The sequence below is a fragment of the Pseudomonas sp. E1BtOHC1 genome (assembly GCF_058744285.1).
In genome coordinates this window covers 6,899,159-6,919,528 of sequence record NZ_CP196023.1, presented here as the reverse complement: position 1 = coordinate 6,919,528, position 20,370 = coordinate 6,899,159, and the positions used below count along the sequence as shown (strand labels likewise).

19 protein-coding genes are annotated in these 20,370 nt (G+C 61.6%); 11 read left to right on the top strand and 8 right to left on the bottom strand.

Translation table 11 applies throughout. The annotated features are described in order from the left end of the window. Positions 1 to 33 precede the first annotated feature (33 nt). The gene (locus ACSSVC_RS31340) at positions 34 to 1,272 is read right to left on the bottom strand and encodes an MFS transporter (protein ID WP_492611853.1); all 1,239 of its coding nucleotides are present in this window, start codon (positions 1,270 to 1,272) and stop codon (positions 34 to 36) included. 474 nt (positions 1,273 to 1,746) lie between these two features. On the opposite strand from ACSSVC_RS31340, the gene ACSSVC_RS31335 reads away from it, so the two are divergent. From ACSSVC_RS31335 to ACSSVC_RS31325, 3 genes are all read left to right on the top strand, one after another. After that, the gene (locus ACSSVC_RS31335) at positions 1,747 to 3,186 is read left to right on the top strand and encodes a cytochrome ubiquinol oxidase subunit I (protein ID WP_346635967.1); all 1,440 of its coding nucleotides are present in this window, start codon (positions 1,747 to 1,749) and stop codon (positions 3,184 to 3,186) included. 3 nt (positions 3,187 to 3,189) lie between these two features. After that, on the top strand, positions 3,190 to 4,197 hold the full coding sequence (gene cydB, locus ACSSVC_RS31330; protein WP_346635968.1) for a cytochrome d ubiquinol oxidase subunit II: 1,008 nt from the start codon (positions 3,190 to 3,192) through the stop codon (positions 4,195 to 4,197). Between the two features lie 112 nt (positions 4,198 to 4,309). Continuing rightward, complete coding sequence (locus ACSSVC_RS31325) at positions 4,310 to 4,477, top strand: DUF2474 domain-containing protein (protein ID WP_011063586.1); 168 nt, start codon at positions 4,310 to 4,312, stop codon at positions 4,475 to 4,477. Positions 4,478 to 4,542: 65 nt separating this feature from the next. On the opposite strand, the gene ACSSVC_RS31320 is transcribed toward ACSSVC_RS31325, so the two are convergent. Beyond that, a complete protein-coding gene (locus ACSSVC_RS31320; protein WP_492611852.1) occupies positions 4,543 to 5,667 on the bottom strand; it encodes a methyltransferase in 1,125 nt (374 codons plus the stop codon). Positions 5,668 to 5,891: 224 nt separating this feature from the next. On the opposite strand from ACSSVC_RS31320, the gene ACSSVC_RS31315 reads away from it, so the two are divergent. Next, the gene (locus ACSSVC_RS31315) at positions 5,892 to 6,668 is read left to right on the top strand and encodes a ferredoxin--NADP reductase (protein ID WP_346635970.1); all 777 of its coding nucleotides are present in this window, start codon (positions 5,892 to 5,894) and stop codon (positions 6,666 to 6,668) included. Between the two features lie 48 nt (positions 6,669 to 6,716). On the opposite strand, the gene mscL is transcribed toward ACSSVC_RS31315, so the two are convergent. Further along, entirely contained in the window at positions 6,717 to 7,130 is a 414-nt protein-coding gene (gene mscL / locus ACSSVC_RS31310; RefSeq protein WP_253127875.1) for a large-conductance mechanosensitive channel protein MscL, read from the bottom strand. Positions 7,131 to 7,417: 287 nt separating this feature from the next. Here mscL and katB point away from each other — a divergent pair, with 287 nt between their 5' ends. From katB to ACSSVC_RS31290, 4 genes are all read left to right on the top strand, one after another. Continuing rightward, entirely contained in the window at positions 7,418 to 8,959 is a 1,542-nt protein-coding gene (gene katB, locus ACSSVC_RS31305; protein ID WP_492611851.1) for a catalase KatB, read from the top strand. A 115-nt stretch (positions 8,960 to 9,074) separates the two neighbouring features. After that, positions 9,075 to 9,614 (top strand): ankyrin repeat domain-containing protein, encoded by a 540-nt coding sequence (locus ACSSVC_RS31300; protein WP_346635972.1) that lies wholly within the window; start codon positions 9,075 to 9,077, stop codon positions 9,612 to 9,614. A 45-nt stretch (positions 9,615 to 9,659) separates the two neighbouring features. Beyond that, a complete protein-coding gene (gene radA, locus ACSSVC_RS31295; RefSeq protein ID WP_025129215.1) occupies positions 9,660 to 11,027 on the top strand; it encodes a DNA repair protein RadA in 1,368 nt (455 codons plus the stop codon). 33 nt (positions 11,028 to 11,060) lie between these two features. Then, positions 11,061 to 11,789 (top strand): hypothetical protein, encoded by a 729-nt coding sequence (locus ACSSVC_RS31290; protein ID WP_430962752.1) that lies wholly within the window; start codon positions 11,061 to 11,063, stop codon positions 11,787 to 11,789. A gap of 16 nt (positions 11,790 to 11,805) precedes the next feature. On the opposite strand, the gene ACSSVC_RS31285 is transcribed toward ACSSVC_RS31290, so the two are convergent. Then, positions 11,806 to 12,174, bottom strand: a complete 369-nt coding sequence (locus tag ACSSVC_RS31285; RefSeq protein ID WP_346635975.1) for a PilZ domain-containing protein — start codon at positions 12,172 to 12,174, stop codon at positions 11,806 to 11,808. A 289-nt stretch (positions 12,175 to 12,463) separates the two neighbouring features. Between ACSSVC_RS31285 and ACSSVC_RS31280 the strand changes: the two genes are divergently transcribed. The 3 genes from ACSSVC_RS31280 (at position 12,464) to yjiA (ending at position 15,830) form a co-directional block, all read left to right on the top strand. After that, positions 12,464 to 14,530, top strand: coding sequence for a carbon starvation CstA family protein (locus ACSSVC_RS31280; RefSeq protein WP_346635976.1), 2,067 nt, complete (start codon positions 12,464 to 12,466; stop codon positions 14,528 to 14,530). A 16-nt stretch (positions 14,531 to 14,546) separates the two neighbouring features. Continuing rightward, positions 14,547 to 14,744: a YbdD/YjiX family protein gene (locus tag ACSSVC_RS31275; protein WP_007937254.1), complete on the top strand. Its 198-nt coding sequence runs from the start codon at positions 14,547 to 14,549 to the stop codon at positions 14,742 to 14,744. 114 nt (positions 14,745 to 14,858) lie between these two features. Beyond that, the gene (yjiA, locus tag ACSSVC_RS31270; protein ID WP_492611850.1) at positions 14,859 to 15,830 is read left to right on the top strand and encodes a GTPase; all 972 of its coding nucleotides are present in this window, start codon (positions 14,859 to 14,861) and stop codon (positions 15,828 to 15,830) included. Between the two features lie 23 nt (positions 15,831 to 15,853). Here yjiA and ACSSVC_RS31265 read toward each other — a convergent pair whose 3' ends face one another. From ACSSVC_RS31265 to glyA, 4 genes are all read right to left on the bottom strand, one after another. After that, the gene (locus ACSSVC_RS31265; protein WP_446440426.1) at positions 15,854 to 16,561 is read right to left on the bottom strand and encodes a GntR family transcriptional regulator; all 708 of its coding nucleotides are present in this window, start codon (positions 16,559 to 16,561) and stop codon (positions 15,854 to 15,856) included. 37 nt (positions 16,562 to 16,598) lie between these two features. Then, on the bottom strand, positions 16,599 to 17,312 hold the full coding sequence (locus ACSSVC_RS31260) for a FadR/GntR family transcriptional regulator (RefSeq protein ID WP_402893575.1): 714 nt from the start codon (positions 17,310 to 17,312) through the stop codon (positions 16,599 to 16,601). A gap of 79 nt (positions 17,313 to 17,391) precedes the next feature. Further along, positions 17,392 to 18,705 carry a C4-dicarboxylate transporter DctA gene (locus ACSSVC_RS31255; protein ID WP_404937703.1) on the bottom strand — a complete coding sequence of 438 codons (1,314 nt, stop codon included), beginning with the start codon at positions 18,703 to 18,705 and terminating at the stop codon, positions 17,392 to 17,394. Between the two features lie 323 nt (positions 18,706 to 19,028). Continuing rightward, positions 19,029 to 20,282, bottom strand: a complete 1,254-nt coding sequence (gene glyA / locus ACSSVC_RS31250) for a serine hydroxymethyltransferase (RefSeq protein WP_123724460.1) — start codon at positions 20,280 to 20,282, stop codon at positions 19,029 to 19,031. Positions 20,283 to 20,370: the final 88 nt, after the last annotated feature.

Below are 20,370 nucleotides of genomic sequence, written 5' to 3'. Positions count from 1 at the left end.
AACAACCTGTTACAGGGCCACCCTGGCGCGGATTCAGGCCTTGGCCTCTTCCACTCGCTCGATCATCCGGTCGCGCTTGGCCAGGGTCGGGAACAGCTTGATCCAGACTCCGGTCACCAGCAGCGTGCCGACCCCGCCCAGCACCACCGCCGGCACCGTGCCGAACCAGTGGGCGGTGACTCCGGATTCGAATTCCCCCAGCTGATTCGAGGCGCCGATGAACAGGCCGTTCACCGCGCTGACCCGGCCGCGCATTTCGTCCGGGGTCTCCAGTTGCACGAAGGACGCGCGGATCACCATGCTGATCATGTCCGCCGCCCCCAGTACCACCAGTACCGCCAGGGAAAACCAGAACGAGGTCGAGAGGCCGAAGGCGATAGTAGCCACGCCGAATACTCCGACGGCGGTGAACATCACCCGCCCGACCCCGCGCTCGACGCTAAAGCGCGCCAGCCAAAGCGACATCAGCAAAGCGCCCACCGCCGGTGCCGAGCGCAAGAGTCCCAGGCCCCAGGGGCCGGTGAGCAGAATGTCCTTGGCGAATACCGGCAGCAGTGCGGTGGCGCCCCCCAGCAGCACGGCGAACAGGTCCAGGGAAATGGCGCCGAGAATGTCCGGGCGGCTGCGGATGAAGCGAATCCCCGCCAGCAGCGAGTCCAGGGTGGCCTTGCCCTTGTTCAGTGGCGTCTGCCGGGCCGGCAGGTTGAGCATCAGCAGGCAGGCGATCACATAGAGGATCACGGTCGGGCCATAGACCCAGACGCTGCCGAAGGCGTACAGCAACCCGCCCAGGGCTGGCGCGACGATGGTTGCCGACTGTTGCGCCGATTGTGCGGCGGCCACCGCCCGGGGAAACAGGGCGCTGGGCACGATGCTCGGCAGCAGCGCCTGGGTGGTGGGCATCTCGAACGAGCGAGCGCCACCCAGGAGGAAGGCCAGGATGAAGATCATTTCCCGGGTCACGTTGTCAGTCAGGCTGCCGATGGCCAGGGCCAGGGCGATCAAGGCCTGCAGCGACTGGCAGATGGCTGCGACGCGGCGCCGGTCGTAACGGTCGGCCACATGCCCGGTGTGCAACATGAACAGCACCCGTGGAGCAAACTCCACCAGGCCTACCAGGCCCAGGTCGAGCACATTGCCGGTCAGTTGGTAGAGGTTCCAGCCGATGGCCACGGTGAGCATCTGGAAACCGCTGGCGGTGAAGATCCGGGCCAGCCAGAACGCGATGAACGGACGGTGGTGGCGGAGCAGCAGAGGGTCTTGGCTGGGCATCGGGCGGTCAATCTGAGCGGGGAGTGAAACGAGATTATCACCAAGATGTAACCAATGGTTGCGGCTGCCGGGAAATTCGTTAGCTGCGCATCTATCCCGGTTTTCCACTGTTTTTTTACACGGAGCCTCACAACAGCCGCCATGGCCGGTTGCGATAGGTTGCGCAGGGCGGCGGTGATAGTCCGCATTGCCGCGAACTCCCGGGAAAACCCCGGCCTTGAGAGGGTGAGGCAAGCTGCCACGCGGCAAATAACCACAGAGTTGCGCAGCAAATTTAGGACTACTCTTTCAACGTTGCTTGATCCAGATCAAAACCTTTTTTGCAAAGGCTGATGTGGCGGCCAAAGGGCCAGACTCCCTGCGTAGCGATGGTTTAAAAAAGAACGAATCCGAATTCGCCGCACTCCATATCCGTGGGGGCAGTGGGTGCAGGCCTCTGGCCGGCAGCCGGTATTACCTGATAGAGGAAAGCTTATGTTCGGTTTAGAGGCTCTTGATCTCGCCCGAATTCAGTTCGCGTTCACCATCTCGTTCCACATCCTGTTCCCGGCGATCACCATCGGCCTGGCGAGCTACCTGGCGGTACTCGAAGGCCTCTGGCTGAAGACCCGCGACGATACCTACCGCGATCTCTACCACTTCTGGTCGAAGATCTTTGCCGTCAACTTCGGCATGGGCGTGGTCTCCGGCCTGGTGATGGCTTACCAGTTCGGCACCAACTGGAGCCGTTTCTCGGATTTTGCCGGCTCTGTCACCGGCCCCTTGCTCACCTATGAAGTGCTCACGGCCTTCTTCCTGGAGGCCGGTTTCCTCGGGGTGATGCTGTTCGGCTGGAACAAGGTCGGGCGCAAGCTGCACTTCTTTTCCACGGTGATGGTGGCCATCGGCACACTGATCTCGACCTTCTGGATCCTCTCGTCCAACAGCTGGATGCAGACGCCCCAGGGCTATGAAATCGTCAATGGCCAGGTGATCCCGGTGGATTGGCTGGCGGTGATCTTCAATCCGTCGTTCCCCTACCGCCTGGCGCACATGGCCGTAGCCGCGTTCGTCGCCACGGCGTTCTTCGTCGGCTCGTCGGCAGCCTGGCACTTGCTGCGGGGACGGGACAACCCGGCCATTCGTCGCATGCTTTCCATGGCCATGTGGATGGCCCTGATCGTAGCGCCGGTGCAGGCGGTGATCGGTGACTTCCACGGGCTCAACACCCTCAAGCACCAGCCGGCGAAAATCGCCGCCATCGAAGGTCACTGGGAGAATGTCGGTAACGAGCCGACTCCGCTGATCCTCTTCGGCTGGCCGGACATGAAGGCTGAGAAAACCCGGTTCGCGGTGGAAATCCCCTACCTGGGCAGCCTGATCCTCACCCACTCCCTGGACAAGCAGGTACCGGCGCTCAAGGAGTTCCCGCCTGAGGATCGGCCCAACTCGACCATCGTCTTCTGGTCGTTCCGGATCATGGTCGGCCTGGGCATGCTGATGATCTTCACCGGTCTGTGGAGCGTCTGGCTGCGCAAACGTGACACCCTCTACACCTCGCGCCCGTTCCTTTACCTGGCGTTGTGGATGGGCCCATCCGGGCTGATCGCGATCCTGGCAGGCTGGTTCACCACCGAGATCGGTCGCCAGCCGTGGGTGGTCTACGGCCTGATGCGCACGGCGGACGCCTCTTCCGGGCACAGCTTCGTGCAGATGAGCATCACCCTGGCGTTGTTCGTGGTGGTGTACTTCTCGCTGTTCGGCGTGGGTATCGGCTACATGATGCGCCTGGTGCGCAAAGGCCCGGTCACCAATGAAGGTGCCGAAACCAGCCACGGTGGTCCCGGGCAGCAACGCACCCCGGCCCGTCCGCTGTCCGCAGCCGACGATGAGCACGACGCCGACCACGGCACCCGCCTGAACAAGGGGAACTGAGTCATGGGTATCGATCTTCCGCTGCTCTGGGCCGTGATTATTATCTTCGGCATCATGATGTACGTGGTCATGGACGGCTTCGACCTGGGGATCGGGATTCTCTTCCCGTTCATCAAGGACGACCGCGACCGTGACGTAATGATGAACACCGTCGCCCCGGTTTGGGACGGCAATGAGACCTGGCTGGTGCTGGGGGGCGCGGCCTTGTTCGGTGCCTTTCCGCTGGCTTACTCGGTGGTGCTCTCGGCGCTATACCTGCCGCTGATCCTGATGCTGGTGGGGCTGATCTTCCGTGGCGTGGCCTTCGAGTTCCGCTTCAAGGCCAAGGAAGACAAGCGCCACATCTGGGACAAGGCCTTCATTGGCGGTTCCGTGGCGGCAACCTTCTTCCAGGGCGTGGCGCTGGGGGCCTTCATTGACGGTTTGCCGGTGGTCAATCGGCAGTTTGCCGGCGGTTCACTGGACTGGCTGACGCCTTTCACCCTGTTCTGCGGCCTGGCGTTGGTGGTGGCCTATGCCTTGCTCGGCTGCACCTGGCTGATCATGAAGACCGAAGGCAAGCTGCAGCAGCAGATGCATGACATTGCTCGGCCCCTGGCCTATGTGGTGCTGGCGGTGATTGGCATCGTCAGTATCTGGACGCCCTTGGCCCATGCCGAGATCGCCGCTCGCTGGTTCACCCTGCCGAACCTGTTCTGGTTCCTGCCGGTGCCGATCCTGGTGCTGGTGACCATGTACGGCCTGCTGCGCGCCGTGGCCCGCAACGCCCACTACACACCGTTCCTGCTGACCCTGGTGCTGATCTTCCTCGGCTACAGCGGTCTAGGCATCAGCCTGTGGCCGAACATCGTGCCGCCGTCGATCTCCATCTGGGACGCCGCGGCGCCGCCACAAAGCCAGGGCTTCATGCTGGTGGGCACGCTGTTCATCATTCCGTTCATCCTGGGCTACACCTTCTGGAGCTACTACGTGTTCCGCGGCAAGGTCACCCACGAAGACGGTTACCACTAGGTAGGAGCCGGCTGGCCGGCGAACAGGCCCTTGAGCCATGTGCCCGGCTGGCTGGCGCTTTCGCTGGCCAGCCAGCTCCTACGAAGGTTTGGGTTAAGCAGGAGTTGCAGTTATGAGCGGTAAACACTCTTTGCAGGAAATCGAACAGGCGGAAAAGAAGCCGCTGTGGCAGCGCCTGGGTTGGCTGGTCATGATCTGGGGCGGCAGTGTCCTGGCCCTGTTCGTGGTCGCCAGCCTGATGCGCATGTTCATGAATGCCGCAGGCCTGACCACCCACTGATCATCCCATCCCGTGCCTTGCGGCACGGTTTCAACCCTCCGCCAGCGGAGGGTTTTTTTTGCCTGTTATTTACGTGCCTTGAGGATCACGAACTTGGGCGTCGCCGCCACTTGCTCGACGCCGCGGAACAGCCGCGCCAGCTTGCTGTGATAACCCAGGTGGCGGTTGCCGACGATATACAGGGCGCCGCCCACTACCAGAGCTTCCCGGGCCTGTTGGAACATGCGCCAGGCAAGGAAGTCGCCCACCACCTGCTGCTGGTGGAAGGGCGGGTTGCACAGCACCACGTCCAGGGACTGTGGCGCTTGCTCAGCCAGGCCGTCGCCGGCACGCATTTGGGCCTCACGCTCACCGAGCACGGCCTGCCAGTTTTCCCGGGCCGATTGCACCGCCATGAAAGATTCGTCCACCAGGGTGTAGTGGGCTTGCGGGTTGTCCAGGGCGCTGGCGATGGCCAGCACGCCGTTACCGCAGCCGAGGTCCGCGACCCGGGCGCTGCCCAGGTTCTGTGGCAGGTGCGGGAGGAAGGCGCGGGTGCCGATGTCCAGGCCTTCGCGGCAGAACACGTTGGCATGGTTGAGCAGCTCGATGGCCGGCTGTTCCAGGCGATAGCGGGTCGGGTAGGGCGACTGGGCCGGCTGTTTGGCTTCTGCAGTGGCCATCAGCAAGCGGGCCTTTTTCACGGCCAGGGATGCCTGCACCGGGCCGATGTAGCGCTCCAGCAAGTCACCGGCGGCGCGGGGCAGGTGCTTGACCATGGCCGCCGCCACCACCTGGGCGCCGGGGGCCAGTTGCCCTTGCAGACGGATCAATTGTTCCTCCAGCAGGGCCAGGGTCTTGGGTACGCGGATCAGCACCTGGTCGAACGGTCCGCTCAAGGTCTCGCTGGCCGGTACTACACGCAGGGCATCGAAGGGCAGGCCGTTGCGTGCCAGGTTCTTTTCCAGGGCCAGGGCGCCCAGGTACGAATCGCCGCTGCTGCTGACCTGGACCTTGCCCAGCAGGCTCGCAGCCAGGGCACCGAAGCTGTCGTTGAGGATCAGTACCCGGGTGTCACTGCTCGGCTGCTGCTCGGCCAGGTGATTGAGCAGGTACTCGTCCGCCGCGTCGAAAGCTTGCAGCGGCTCGTTCTGCTGTTCGGGCTGGCGGATCAGGTCGAGCTGGGCGAAGGGGCTTGCGAGCAGGGGCATGGGCGGACTCTAGGTAATCGGTGAATGTCCTGTCGCTGGGGAACATGGAGCGGACAGGAACCCTTGAACAGCCGCGGGGCGGGCCGCAGGAGGGCGATTCAAAATGGGGGTAAATGGTACGTTTTTTTGCCGGCGATTGCCCGCGATCTATGCCATTACAAACCGCCGGTGTTTCTGCGCCGCGCTTTGCGGGACACTAGAGCATCGCTTTTGTGGAGTCCCTCATGACTGCCAGTGAAGAAAAGTACAGCCGCCAGACCCTGCTGGACGTCCAGCCGCTGACCCCGAGCCTGTTCACCTTGCGCACCACTCGGGATGCGGGTTTCCGCTTTCGGGCCGGGCAGTTTGCCCGCCTTGGCGTGACCAAGGCCGATGGCAGCACGGTGTGGCGCGCCTATTCCATGGTGTCGTCGCCGTTCGACGAGTTTCTCGAATTCTTTTCCATTGTGGTGCCCGGTGGCGAGTTCACCAGCGAGCTGAGCCGCCTGGAAGTGGGGGACAGCCTGCTGGTGGATCGTCAGGCGTTCGGTTACCTGACCCTGGATCGTTTCGTCGACGGTCGCGACCTCTGGCTGTTATCCACAGGCACCGGGATCGCGCCGTTCCTGTCGATCCTCCAGGACTTCGAAGTGTGGGAGAAATTCGAGCGCATCATCCTGGTCTACAGCGTGCGCGAGGCCAGGGAGCTGGCTTATCAGCAACTGCTTGCCGAGTTGCCGCAACGTGAGTACCTGGCGGAGTTCGCCCATAAGTTGCAGTTCATCAGCACCGTGACCCGCGAGCAGCACCCGGGCAGCCTCAACGGGCGTATCACCCACCTGATCGAGAACGGTGAGCTGGAACGCGCCGCGGGTGTGGAACTGACCCCCGAGCACTCTCGGGTGATGCTCTGCGGCAACCCGCAGATGATCGATGACACCCGGGCCCTGCTCAAGCAACGAGGCATGAACCTGAGCCTGAGTCGACGGCCGGGGCAGGTGGCGGTGGAGAACTACTGGTAACCAAAACGGCGCCTCGAGGGCGCCGTCTTTGTGTTACTGAAGCCTTTTTCAGGGCTTGTTGTTCTGTGCCTTGAGCAGATCGCGGATCTCCCCCAGCAGCTCTTCTTCCTTGGTTGGTACCGGTGGCAGGGTAGGGGCCACGGCTTCTTCGCGTTTCAGGCGGTTGATCACCTTGACGCCCATGAAGATGGCGAAAGCGATGATGATGAAGTCGATGATGCTCTGGATGAACTTGCCATAGGCCAGAACCACCGCGGGTGTGTCCCCCGCAGCCGCTTTCAGGGTGACCGCCAGGTCCCCGAAGTTCACCCCTCCGACCAATACGCCGATGGGTGGCATGACCACGTCACCCACAAAGGAAGAGACGATCTTGCCGAACGCGGCGCCGATGATGATACCCACGGCCATATCGACCACATTACCTTTGACCGCGAAGGCCTTGAATTCACTTAGCACGCCCATAGGTTATTCCCTGTTGCAGATGAGGTTGGTTACGGCAGTGTAATTCAGCAAAAAGCATTTTGCCGAAACAACTTTTTACAGCTTGCGGGGTTATCGACCGATAAAGAGGCAAATAGTTTATTCAAAGTGCCATCAAATCGCGCGCGATATACCCCGCATCTGACGAGATAACCAGAACATTCTGTCAATCGACGGGTTATGGCCTTTCTATTTATCTTTCAAATGTTTAGTCACTAGCCTCTAGCAGGCGCACCGAGATGCGCCTTATATAACTAGAGGAATTCAACATGACCGCTTCTCTTGGCCTTGGGAGTTTTTCCCAGCGATGCGTACTGGGCGTGCTTGCCGCCAGTATGCTTTCCCTTTCCGTACAGGCTGCCACGCTGACCCGCGACAATGGCGCGGCAGTGGGCGATAACCAGAACTCACAAACGGCAGGTGCTACCGGAGCGGTGTTGCTGCAAGACGTGCAACTGATCCAGAAGCTCCAGCGTTTTGACCGTGAGCGCATTCCAGAGCGCGTGGTACACGCCCGCGGCACCGGTGCCCACGGTACGTTCACTATCACCGACAATCTCAGCGACCTGACCCGTGCCAAGGTGTTTGCCGCCGGCGAAGTGACCCCGGTATTCGTGCGCTTCTCGGCCGTGGTGCATGGCAACCACTCCCCAGAAACCTTGCGCGATCCCCGGGGTTTCGCCACCAAGTTCTATACCGCAGACGGAAACTGGGACCTGGTAGGCAACAACTTCCCAACCTTTTTCATTCGTGACGCCATCAAGTTCCCGGATATGGTGCACGCGTTCAAACCTGACCCGCGCACCAACCTTGACGATGATTCGCGGCGTTTCGACTTCTTCTCCCATGTTCCCGAAGCCACTCGTACTTTGACCGAGTTGTATTCCAACTCCGGTACTCCGGCCAGTTACCGGGAAATGGACGGTAACGGCGTACACGCCTACAAGTTGATCAACGCCAAGGGTGAAGTGCACTACGTGAAGTTCCACTGGAAGAGTCTGCAAGGCCTGAAGAATCTCGATCCGAAACAAGTGGTCGAGGTACAAGGGCGTGATTACAGCCATATGACCAACGACTTGGTAACCCACATTAATAAAGGGGATTTTCCCAAGTGGGACTTGTATGTCCAGGTATTGAAACCCGAAGACTTGGCCAAGTTTGATTTCGATCCCCTGGACGCCACCAAGATCTGGCCCGATGTACCCGAGCGCAAAGTGGGACAAATGGTGTTGAACCGTAATCCGGCCAACGTTTTCCAGGAGACCGAGCAGGTGGCCATGGCCCCGGCCAATCTGGTACCGGGGATCGAACCGTCGGAAGACCGCCTGCTGCAAGGCCGGGTGTTCTCCTACGCCGATACCCAGATGTACCGCATCGGCGCCAACGCCCTGCAACTGCCGATCAACGCACCGAAGAATCCGGTGAACAACGGCAACCAGGACGGCGCGATGAACCTGGGGCACAGCAGCACCGGGGTCAACTATCAGCCGAGCCGCTTGATGCCTCGTGAAGAACCACAGACTGCTCGTTACAGTCACATGGCACTCTCGGGTAGCACCCAGCAGGCGAAGATCCAGCGTGAGCAGAACTTCAAGCAGGCCGGTGATCTGTACCGCTCCTTCAGCAAGAAAGAGCGCCAGGACCTGATCGACAGCTTCGGCGGCTCCTTGGCCACCACCGATGACGAGAGCAAGCACATCATGCTGTCGTTCCTTTATAAGGCCGACCCTGAATACGGCACCGGCGTGACCAAAGTGGCCAAGGGCGACCTGGCCCGGGTCAAGGCCCTGGCGGCCAAACTGAGCGACTGATGCTTCACGCCTTGTAGGAGCTGGCTTGCCAGCGAACGGAACACCACACAGTACGGGGTAGTCCTTCGCCGGCAAGCCGGCTCCTGCGCTTCTCAGGTAAAAAAGGAGGTGTGTCATGCGCCTGTTCATTTCGCTGCTGACCCTGGCCTGGACCCTGGCTGCCCATGCGCAGCCAACCGACCCGGTGGCGGTCAAGGTCCAGCTGGAAAACTACTATTTCGACGCCGCCCGCCGGGGCGATGTGGAGATGCTCAACACCTTTATCGAGGCCGGTTATTCCCTAGATACCCAGGATGAAAAGGGTTACACGGCACTGATTCTGGCCGCCTATCACGGCCAGTATCCGGCAGTGGAGCGCCTGCTGGCCGCCGGTGCCAACGCCTGTACCCAGGACAAACGCGGTAACACGGCGTTGATGGGGGCAATCTTCAAGGGCGAGGTGCAGATCGCCCGACGCCTGCTGGCGACCGATTGCAGCCCCGATCAGCGTAATGGCGCAGGGCAGACCGCGGCCATGTACGCCGGATTGTTCAAGCGGGTCGAGTTGTTGGACGCCTTGGCCGCCAAGGGCGCCGACCTGAATGCCGAAGACCCGCTGGGCAATAGCGCCACGCGTCTGGCCAGCGGGCAGATACGCACCACGGCGCCGCGCTGATCGGCTCCAGCTGAGCTATCATCGCGGTTTTTGCCGGGGGTTCAGATGGCCAAGGCCAAGCGCATGTACGGCTGCACCGAGTGCGGCTCCACCTTTCCCAAATGGGCCGGGCAATGCGGCGAGTGCGGGGCCTGGAACACTCTGACCGAGACCATGATCGAAAGCGGCGGCGCCGCGGCGCCTGCCGGGCGTACCGGCTGGGCCGGGCAGCAGGCGCAGATCAAGACCCTGGCGGAAGTTAGTGTCGAGGAAATCCCGCGTTTCTCCACCGCGTCCGGCGAACTCGACCGGGTGCTGGGCGGTGGCCTGGTGGACGGTTCGGTGGTGCTGATCGGCGGTGATCCGGGAATCGGCAAGTCGACCATCCTGCTGCAGACCCTGTGCAACATCGCCACGCGCATGCCGGCGCTGTACGTCACCGGTGAGGAATCCCAGCAGCAGGTGGCGATGCGCGCCCGGCGCCTGGGCCTGCCCCAGGATCAGTTGCGGGTGATGACCGAGACCTGCATTGAAACCATCATCGCCACCGCTCGGGTGGAAAAACCCAAGGTCATGGTGATCGACTCGATCCAGACCATCTTCACCGAACAGCTGCAATCGGCTCCGGGCGGTGTGTCCCAGGTGCGCGAGAGCGCTGCCTTGCTGGTGCGTTACGCCAAGCAGAGCGGCACGGCGATCTTCCTGGTGGGCCACGTGACCAAGGAAGGCGCCCTGGCCGGACCGCGGGTGCTGGAGCACATGGTGGACACCGTGCTGTATTTCGAGGGCGAGTCCGACGGTCGCCTGCGGTTGTTGCGGGCGGTGAAGAACCGTTTTGGTGCGGTCAACGAGCTGGGTGTGTTCGGCATGACCGACCGTGGTCTGAAGGAGGTGTCCAACCCTTCGGCGATTTTCCTCACTCGGGCTCAAGAAGAAGTGCCCGGCAGCGTGGTAATGGCGACCTGGGAGGGGACCCGGCCGATGCTGGTGGAAGTCCAGGCGCTGGTGGATGACAGCCACCTGGCCAATCCGCGTCGGGTCACCCTGGGTCTGGATCAGAACCGCCTGGCCATGCTGCTGGCAGTGCTGCACCGCCACGGCGGGATTCCGACCCATGACCAGGATGTGTTCCTCAACGTGGTGGGCGGGGTCAAGGTGCTGGAAACCGCCTCCGACCTGGCGTTGATGGCGGCGGTGATGTCGAGTTTGCGCAACCGTCCGCTGCCCCATGACTTGCTGGTGTTCGGTGAAGTGGGCCTGTCCGGTGAAGTGCGTCCGGTGCCCAGCGGCCAGGAGCGCTTGAAAGAGGCAGCCAAGCACGGCTTCAAACGGGCCATCGTGCCCAAGGGCAATGCGCCGAAAGAGTCGCCGCCGGGCTTGAAGATCATTGCCGTGACCCGCCTGGAACAGGCGTTGGATGCGCTCTTCGAATAAACAGAGCTGGGCTCTCATGGAAGGAAGCAGGTAATGGGCATGACAAGGTTGAATGGCTGGTTGCTGGGCATCAGCCTGCTGTGTGGCAGCGGCTTTGCCGTGGCGCAGCAGAGCGAGGTGCCCGAGGGCTATCGTGTGGCCCAGCAGGTACTGGTGGGAGATGGCTCGCTTTTGGAGGTGCTGGAGGACGTGCGCATCACGCCGCAACTGCACGCCGACAGTTGGGGCAATGGCTTGGACGCCGACAGCTTTGCCCAATCCGAGGACGATCACCCGGCCGCTCCCCTGGGCGCTCAGGCGCGCCTGGTTTCCGACAGCGGCGAGGTGCTGGCGCAGAAGTCCCTGGGCTATCCCCTGGCTACGGTGGAAAAGGCGCCGCTCAACGGCCTGCCATCGCCGGCGTTTTTCCTCACCGTCGACCAGACCGCACCCATGGGCAGCTACAGCGGTCCGGCCACCGAAGTGCTGACGCCGGAGCAGAGTCAGCTGGACCCGGTGCTCTACCTGGGTGAAGGAGGGGAAAGACAGCCGCTGGTGTTTGCCCAGACTGGCAAGGCGGCGTGGCAGATCGTGCCGTCCCGTGAAGGGGGCACCGAAAGCATCCAGCAGGTGTCATCGGCGTCGTCGATGGAGAACGAAGAGTTCATCACCACCTATCGCACCTTCCGTTATGTCGACGGCCAATGGACAGTCGCCTCACGGCAGCAAGCGGGTTACTGGGACATGGAAAGCGATTTTCCCGAACCCGCGCTGTTTCCCTGAATACCGGTGTCGCTGATCAAATATTGATCAGTGCGCCCAGTTCCCGCTCCAACTCCTCGGGGTCTCCCAGGTTCAGCTCGATCAACCTCCTGAGGTGTTCGATGGACTCCAGGCCGATGTGCAGGCAGACGAAGCCCAACTGACCGTGATGGTCGTGGGCCAGCTGCACATCCATACGCACGTCGGCATCGAGGCCGAGGTGAATATCGGCTTCGAAGGGGCGATTGGGATCTCCAATCCAGGGATCGGGGCGTTCGATCAACAGTCCCTTGAGAGACAGGTCCAGCAGCCGCACCGGCCAGCGGTGAGTGCCCTGGCTCAGTTCGGTCGTGGCATCGAAGGCGATGCGTTTGAAGCGTCGGCGTTCGGCGTGTTGCTCGCTCATGGGCTGGCCCTCTGCGTGGTGCACTGACTATAGACCCCGGTTTATCACTGTCGCTACCACAGCCATCGGACCTCAAAAAACACGGATTGCCACCTTGCTCGCAGCTTGCCGGACGAAAGGCGGGCGGATTCAGGGTTTTTTGTCGGCGGCCTTGAGCTGAAAAGTTTCGAGAAAAGTGCGGCTCATAAGTTAAAAGAAGGCTCTAGACCAACGTGGGGGGTGGTCTTTGAGAACAGTAGCGCTACACTCGAAACGCTGTCTTTCTGTCCACCCTGGCTGGGATAAAAAAATGAAAAATAATAATAGCCTGCTGCGCCATGTCCCTTGGCTGCTGCTGGCAATCGTAGGAGCGTGCGCCCTCGGCGTAGTTGCATTGCGTCGCGGCGAGGCGATCAACGCCTTGTGGATTGTGGTGGCCGCGGTGGCCATCTATCTGGTGGCGTACCGGTATTACAGTCTGTTCATTGCCAATAATGTGATGCAGCTGGACCCTCGTCGGGCCACTCCCGCTGTGCTCAACAACGATGGTCTGGACTATGTGCCGACCAACAAACACATTCTCTTCGGTCACCACTTCGCGGCCATTGCCGGCGCAGGTCCCTTGGTGGGCCCGGTTCTGGCGGCGCAGATGGGCTACCTGCCCGGCACCCTGTGGCTGATTGCCGGGGTGGTCCTGGCCGGTGCGGTACAGGACTTCATGGTGCTGTTCCTGTCCACCCGGCGTAACGGTCGCTCCCTGGGCGACATGGTTCGTGAGGAAATGGGCCGTATCCCCGGCACCATCGCGCTGTTCGGCTGCTTCCTGATCATGATCATCATCCTCGCGGTGCTGGCGCTGATCGTGGTCAAGGCCCTGGCCGAGAGCCCGTGGGGCATTTTCACGGTGATGGCGACCATCCCGATCGCGGTGTTCATGGGCGTGTACATGCGCTACATCCGCCCGGGGCGCATCGGCGAAATTTCGTTGATCGGCGTGCTATTGCTGCTCGGCTCCATCTGGCTGGGGGGCCAGGTGGCCGCCGATCCGGTCTGGGGCAAGATGTTTACCTTCACCGGCATCCAGATCACCTGGATGCTGATCGGCTACGGTTTTGTCGCTGCGGTGCTGCCGGTGTGGCTGATCCTGGCGCCCCGTGACTACCTGTCGACCTTCCTCAAGATCGGTACCATCATCGCCCTGGCGATTGGCATCCTGATCACCATGCCCGAGCTGAAAATGCCGGCCCTGACCCAGTTCACCGATGGCACTGGCCCGGTATGGAAGGGCGGCCTGTTCCCGTTCCTGTTCATCACCATCGCTTGTGGCGCGGTGTCCGGCTTCCACGCGCTGATCTCCTCGGGGACCACGCCGAAGCTGCTGGATAACGAAGCCAACGCTCGCTACATCGGCTATGGCGGCATGCTCATGGAGTCCTTCGTGGCGATCATGGCCATGGTCGCGGCCTCGGTGATCGAGCCCGGCGTTTACTTCGCCATGAACAGCCCGGCGGCCATTGTTGGCGGTGATGTGGTGGCTGTGGCCCAAACCGTCAGTAGCTGGGGTTTTGTCATCAGCCCGGAACAACTCCAGGCTGTGGCCAAGGACATCGGTGAAAACACCATCCTGGCCCGTGCCGGCGGTGCGCCGACCCTGGCGGTGGGTATCGCACAGATCCTCCACCATGTACTGCCGGGTGAAAACACCATGGCGTTCTGGTACCACTTCGCGATCCTGTTCGAAGCCCTGTTCATTCTTACCGCTGTGGATGCCGGTACCCGTGCCGGTCGTTTCATGCTCCAGGATCTGCTGGGGTCTTTCGTTCCCGCGCTGAAACGCACTGAATCCTGGACCGCCAACCTGATCGCCACGGCCGGCTGTGTCGCCCTCTGGGGTTACCTGCTGTACCAGGGCGTGATCGATCCGCTGGGTGGCATCAACACCTTGTGGCCGCTGTTCGGCATCTCCAACCAGATGCTGGCCGGTATCGCCCTGATGCTGGGCACCGTGGTCCTGATCAAGATGAAGCGTCAGCGCTACATCTGGGTCACCCTGCTGCCGGCTGTCTGGCTGCTGATCTGCACCACTACCGCAGGCTTCATCAAGCTGTTCGACGCCAACCCGGCGATCGGCTTCCTGTCGCTGGCGAAGAAATACAGCGATGCGATGGCCAATGGTCAGATCCTCGCTCCGGCCAAGGACATCACGCAGATGCAGCACGTGATCTTCAACGCCTACACCAACGCGACCCTGACGGCATTGTTCCTGCTGGTGGTGTTCAGCATCCTGTTCTACGCGCTCAAGGTCGGTATTGCGGCTTGGGGCACCAAGGAACGTACGGATAAAGAATCGCCCTTCCAGGCTGTGCCAGACGCGTAACCCGAGGATTGCAACGATGTTCAATGACCTGAGTCGCCTCGGTAAATACCTCGGTCAGGCCGCGCGCCTGATGGTCGGCATGCCCGACTACGACAACTACGTCGAGCATATGCAAACCAAGCACCCGGACAAGCCGGTGATGTCGTACGAGGCGTTCTTCCGTGAACGCCAGGAAGCCCGGTACGGCGGCAAGGGCGGTCCGAAGTGCTGTTGAAGTACAGCGTGTAAGTCACACCCATGTAGGAGCCGGCTTGCCGGCGATAGCGATTCTTCGGACGCCATCGCCGACCAGCCGGCTTCTACGTTTTCATGCGTGGGAGATCCTGTTTTGCAAAATCCTATTCCTGTCACCGTGCTCAGCGGTTTCCTCGGTGCCGGCAAGACCACCTTGTTGCGTCACCTGCTCAAGGCCGAGCATGGTTTGAAGATCGCCGTGATCGAGAATGAGTTCAGTGATGCCGGTATCGACACCCAGCTGCTGGGGGACGAGCCGGTCCAGGTCATGACCCTGTCCAATGGCTGTGTCTGCTGCACCATCCACACCGACCTGACCAAGGCCCTGTACTTGCTGCTGGAACGCCTGGACAGTGGCGAGATCGCCTTTGATCGACTGGTGATCGAGTGCACCGGATTGGCCGATCCGGCGCCGGTGGCGCAGACCTTTTTCATTGATGAAGAGTTGCGCGAGCGCTACATCCTCGACGGCATCATCACCCTGGTGGATGCCAAGCACGCCGAGTTCCACCTGACCCAGACCATCGCCCAGGCGCAGATCGGCTTTGCCGACCGGCTGCTGGTGAGCAAGCGCGACCTGGTGGATGAACAGACCTTCGACGCCCTCAGCCAGCGCCTGACGCGGATCAACCGCCGGGCGCCGATTCGTCTGGTGGAGCAGGGCCAGATCGATCTGGCGGAGCTGCTGGATGTACGGGGCTTCAACTTGAATGCTGATCTGGGCGGCGGCATCAGTCTGCGACCGGTGAGCCAGGCACCCTCGGTGGACCGGATTTCCAGTCTGGTACTGCGCACCGAGCAGGCCCTGGATCTGGATCGCCTCAGCGAGTTCATGAATGAGCTGCTGGAGGATCATGGCAAGCAATTGCTGCGTTACAAGGGCGTGCTGAATGTGATCGACGAGCCACGGCGCATGGTGTTCCAGGGCGTGCTCAAGCTTTATGGCTTTGACTGGGATACCCAATGGGCTGAGGGCGAGGCGCGGGAGAGTGTGATGGTGTTCATTGCCGACGATCTGCCGGAAGAGAAGATCCGGCAGGGCTTCGAGAAAATGCTGGGGGGCTGAGGTTTTCGCCGGCAAGCCGGCTCCTACAGGTCGGCGGGTGCTGTGCCTAGCAGGCGTTGTTGCAGATGATCCAGGTGTCGGTTCATCAGGGCTTCGGCCTTTTCGACGTCGGCCGCCTGTAGCGCGTCGATGATCGTCGCGTGCTCTTGCCAGGCGCAGCAGTGGCGGGCGCGGCCTTCAAACTGAGCGATGGCCAGGGAGGTCAGCGGCACCAGACTGCCGAGAAACTGCGCCAGTGGTGCATTGCCGGCCACTTCAGCCAGTTGCAGGTGGAACTCCCCGGACAGGCGAATGGCCGGGCCTCGTTGGTCGCGCTCGATGGCCTCTCGTTCCCGGGCGATCAGTTGCCGAAGGGACTGCAACTGGCGCCGGGGTTGCTGGCAGGCCAGGCGCACCAGGGTGATTTCCGTCAGGCGCCGGGCGTGCAGGATCTGCCGGGTCTGCTCCAGGTCAGGAGCCGCGACCTGGGGGCGGTAATTGGGCCGCAGGATCACCACTTGCTGGTGGGACAACCGCGCCAGGACCTGGCGGATGATGCTGCGGCTGACGCCGAAGGCCTGCCCGAGGCTGTCTTCGGTGAAGCGGCTGCCGGGGGCGATGCGCTGTTCGAGAATAGCGTCGAAGATCTGCGGATAGACATCATCGACCAGCAGTTTTTTTTCGCCGCACTGACGCCGAGGCAGGCTGGCCACCAGGGTGAAGGGGTTGTTTTTCAGGGCGTAGCTGACCATGGCCTGTCTCCAGTCCAGTTGCTGACTCGGGGGTTGATTACAGGGCGTTGGAGCCCAGGTGATCGTCCGGAATATTCAGTTCGATGCCCATGCGCTGGCCCTCCTGGAGGATGTGCCGACGCATCTCGGCGCTGGCCAGGGCGCTGTTCTTGTTACGGATCGCCCGCACTACCGCTTCATTCTCTTCCAGGCGCTCGGCCAGGTGCTCCGGCGAATTGCGCAGGATCTGCGCACTTTGCTTGAGGGCATTGCTGGTCTGTTGCACCACGTTCTGGAAGATCGGGTTGCTGGTCAGGGTGAACAGTTCCTCGTGGAAAGCGATGTAGGCATTGACCCCGGCTTCGCTGTCATTGGCCTCCAGGGCTTCGCGCATGTCCATCAGGGTCAGGCGCAGTTGGCCGACTTCCTTGCTGCTGATGGATTGCGCCACCAGCCCGACGATGAAGGGTTCCAGGGTGTAGCGCAGTTGCAGCACGTCCTCGAGGCTGGCGCCGGCCACACTGCTCTCGGCACCCTGGGCTTCGCCCAGGGGGGCGTCCAGCACCACCACGCCCTTGCCGGGCATGGAGCGCACCAGGCCCAGGGTCTCCAGGACGATCACTGCTTCACGCAGGCTGGGGCGGCTGATGCCCAGTTGCTCGGCCAATTCACGTTGCCCGGGCAGCATGTCGCCGGAGCGCCACTGGCCTCGGGCAAGGGCGGCCCGGAGCTTTTCTACCACTGAATTCACAACCGTTGACGAGCTGATCACTGTTGACTCCATGAGCTATCGGTAGCGCGCTGTTGCCGCGCTGATTGTTGTGCCTGCCGTCGGCAGGCACAAGGTCGGATCAAAATTCCTGCTGGTGGGCACCGGCCACCGGTTTTCGTGCCTGGAAGGTATAGCCCTGTTGACCACTGAGCACTTTGTTGGCCCGTTGCACGTCGATGTCCTTTTCCCAGCGGGCGATGGCCACGGTGGCCACGCAGTTGCCGATCAGGTTGGTCAGGGCGCGGCCGATGCCCATGAACCAGTCCACTGCCAGCACCAGCACCAGGCCCACCACCGGAATCGCCGGGATCGCGGTCAGCGTCGCTGCCAGAATCACCAGGGCCGAACCGGGAATACCGTGGGCGCCCTTGGAGGTGATCAGCGACACCAGGAGGATGGTCAAAAGGTCCGACATGGACAACGGCGTGCCGGTGGCATTGGCGATAAAGACGATGGCCAGGGTCAGGTAGATGGAGAAACCGTCCAGGTTGAAGGAGTAGCCGGTGGGAATCACCAGACCCACGGTGGAGCTGCCGATGCCCAGATGCTCCAGCTTGCGCATGATCTGCGGCAGGACAGCGTCGGAGGAGGCGGTGCCGAGGACGATCAGCAACTCTTCCCGCAGGTATTTGAGGAAGGGCAGCATGCGCAGGCCCGACAGCCGCATGACCAGGCCGAGGATCACCGCGACGAAGGCGAAGCAGGTCAGGTAAAACAGGCCCACCAGGCTGCCCAGGTGCTGTAGCGAATCCAGGCCGTATTTGCTGGTGGTGAAGGCGATGGCACCGAACACGCCGATGGGCGCCAGGCGCACGATCATGCCCATGATGCGGAAGATCACATGGCTCAGTTCATTGATCAGCCGGGAGATGCCGGAGGCGGCTTCGCCCACCAGGTTCAGGGCACTGCCGAACAGTACTGAGAACAGCAGCACCTGGAGGATATTGTTCTCGGCAAAGGCACCGATCACCGAGGTGGGGATCAGGTCCATGAGGAACTGGGTGGTGGTGTGCATGTGCTGGCTGCGCTGGGCGATATCGCCCATGTCGGCGGTGGACAGCTGCTCCAGGTGGATATTGGCGCCGCTGCCGATGCCGGTGCTGAAGGCCATGACCAGGCCGATCACCAGGGCGATGGTGGTGAGTATTTCGAAGTAGATCACTGATTTGAGGCCGATGCGGCCGACCTTCTTCAGGTCGCCGGCGCCGGATATGCCGCTAACCACCACGCAGAACACGATCAGGCCGATGAGCATCTTGATCAGCTTGATGAAGCCGTCGCCCAGTGGTTTGAGTTGTGAGGAGTATTCGGGGAGGGTGAGTCCGCAGACGATGCCGAGCATCAGTCCGAGCACAACCTGGAGGAAAATCGAACGCGAGCACCATCTGAGCATGGGGAGGAATCCTGGTCGGTGTCCTGTCTGCCGTGCGCCGGGAGCGCAGCGGATGGAGGACTTAATTATTGTGGTCTTACCGGTATGTCCAGTGCAGGCGCAGTCTACGCTCGGCTTTCAGCGGTTTACAAGAGGAATGGCGCAAATTGGCATGACCGGTCTGACCAGTGGTTTGGCTCTATGGATCATGCGTTGCGAACGCTGCTGGTCGCAGCTTGTGGCATGGCCTGCAAGAGGCGCTTGGGTAGGCTCGCTGGTATTTCGCCGGCATAAAAAAGCCCGGCACTGAGGCCGGGCTTCTTGTACTGCAGTCTGCGGGCTGATTAAGCGCCGTATACCGGCAGCTTCTTGCAGATGGCCTTGACCTTCTCACGTACGGCGTCGATCACCGCTTCGTTGGAAAGGTCCGCCAGGATGTCGCAGATCCAGCCGGCCAGTTCCTTGCACTCGGCTTCCTTGAAGCCGCGGGTGGTCACAGCCGGAGTACCGAAGCGCAGGCCGGAGGTGACGAACGGAGAGCGTGGATCGTTTGGCACGGAGTTCTTGTTCACGGTGATGAACGCTTTGCCCAGAGCGGCGTCGGCGTCTTTACCGGAGATGTCCTGCTTGATCAGCGACAGCAGGAACAGGTGGTTCTTGGTACCGCCGGAAACCACGTCGAAACCGCGTGCGATGAACACTTCGGCCATGGCCTGGGCGTTCTTCACCACTTGTTCCTGGTAGGCCTTGAACTCAGGCTGCAGTGCTTCCTTGAAGCAGATCGCTTTAGCGGCGATCACGTGCTCCAGCGGGCCACCTTGGGCGCCCGGGAATACCGCGGAGTTCAGCTTCTTCTCGATGTCGGCGTTGGCGCGAGCCAGGATCAGGCCGCCACGTGGACCGCGCAGGGTCTTGTGGGTCGTGGTGGTGACCACGTCGGCGAATGGCACTGGGTTCGGGTAGACGCCAGCGGCGACCAGACCGGCCACGTGGGCCATGTCGACGAACAGGTAGGCACCGACCTTGTCGGCGATTTCGCGGAAGCGCGGGAAGTCGAGAATCTGCGAGTAGGCGGAGAAACCGGCCACGATCATTTTTGGCTTGTGCTCAACGGCCAGGCGCTCGACTTCGTCGTAGTCGATCAGGCCGTTGGCGTCGATGCCGTACTGAACAGCGTTGTACAGCTTGCCGGAGGAGGATACCGCGGCACCGTGGGTCAGGTGACCACCGTGGGCCAGGCTCATGCCCAGGATGGTGTCGCCGCCTTGCAGCAGGGCCAGGTAGACCGCAGCGTTGGCTTGGGAGCCGGCGTGTGGCTGGACGTTGGCGTAGTCGGCGCCGAACAGCTCCTTGGCTCTGTCAATTGCAAGCTGTTCAACCACGTCGACGTACTCGCAGCCGCCGTAGTAGCGCTTGCCTGGGTAACCTTCGGCGTATTTGTTGGTCAATACCGAGCCTTGAGCTTCCATCACCGCTGGGCTGGTGTAGTTTTCCGAAGCGATCAGCTCAATGTGCTCTTCCTGGCGCTGAGCTTCTTGCTCCATGGCGGCAAAGAGATCGGCGTCGTACTTGGCAATAGTCAAATCACGGCTGAACATGGCGGTCCTCAAGGATCGGGGGCAGAAAAGGGAGGCATTCTAACCCAATGGGTTTTAGATGGCATATGAAAGGACATCATGTCGCAGA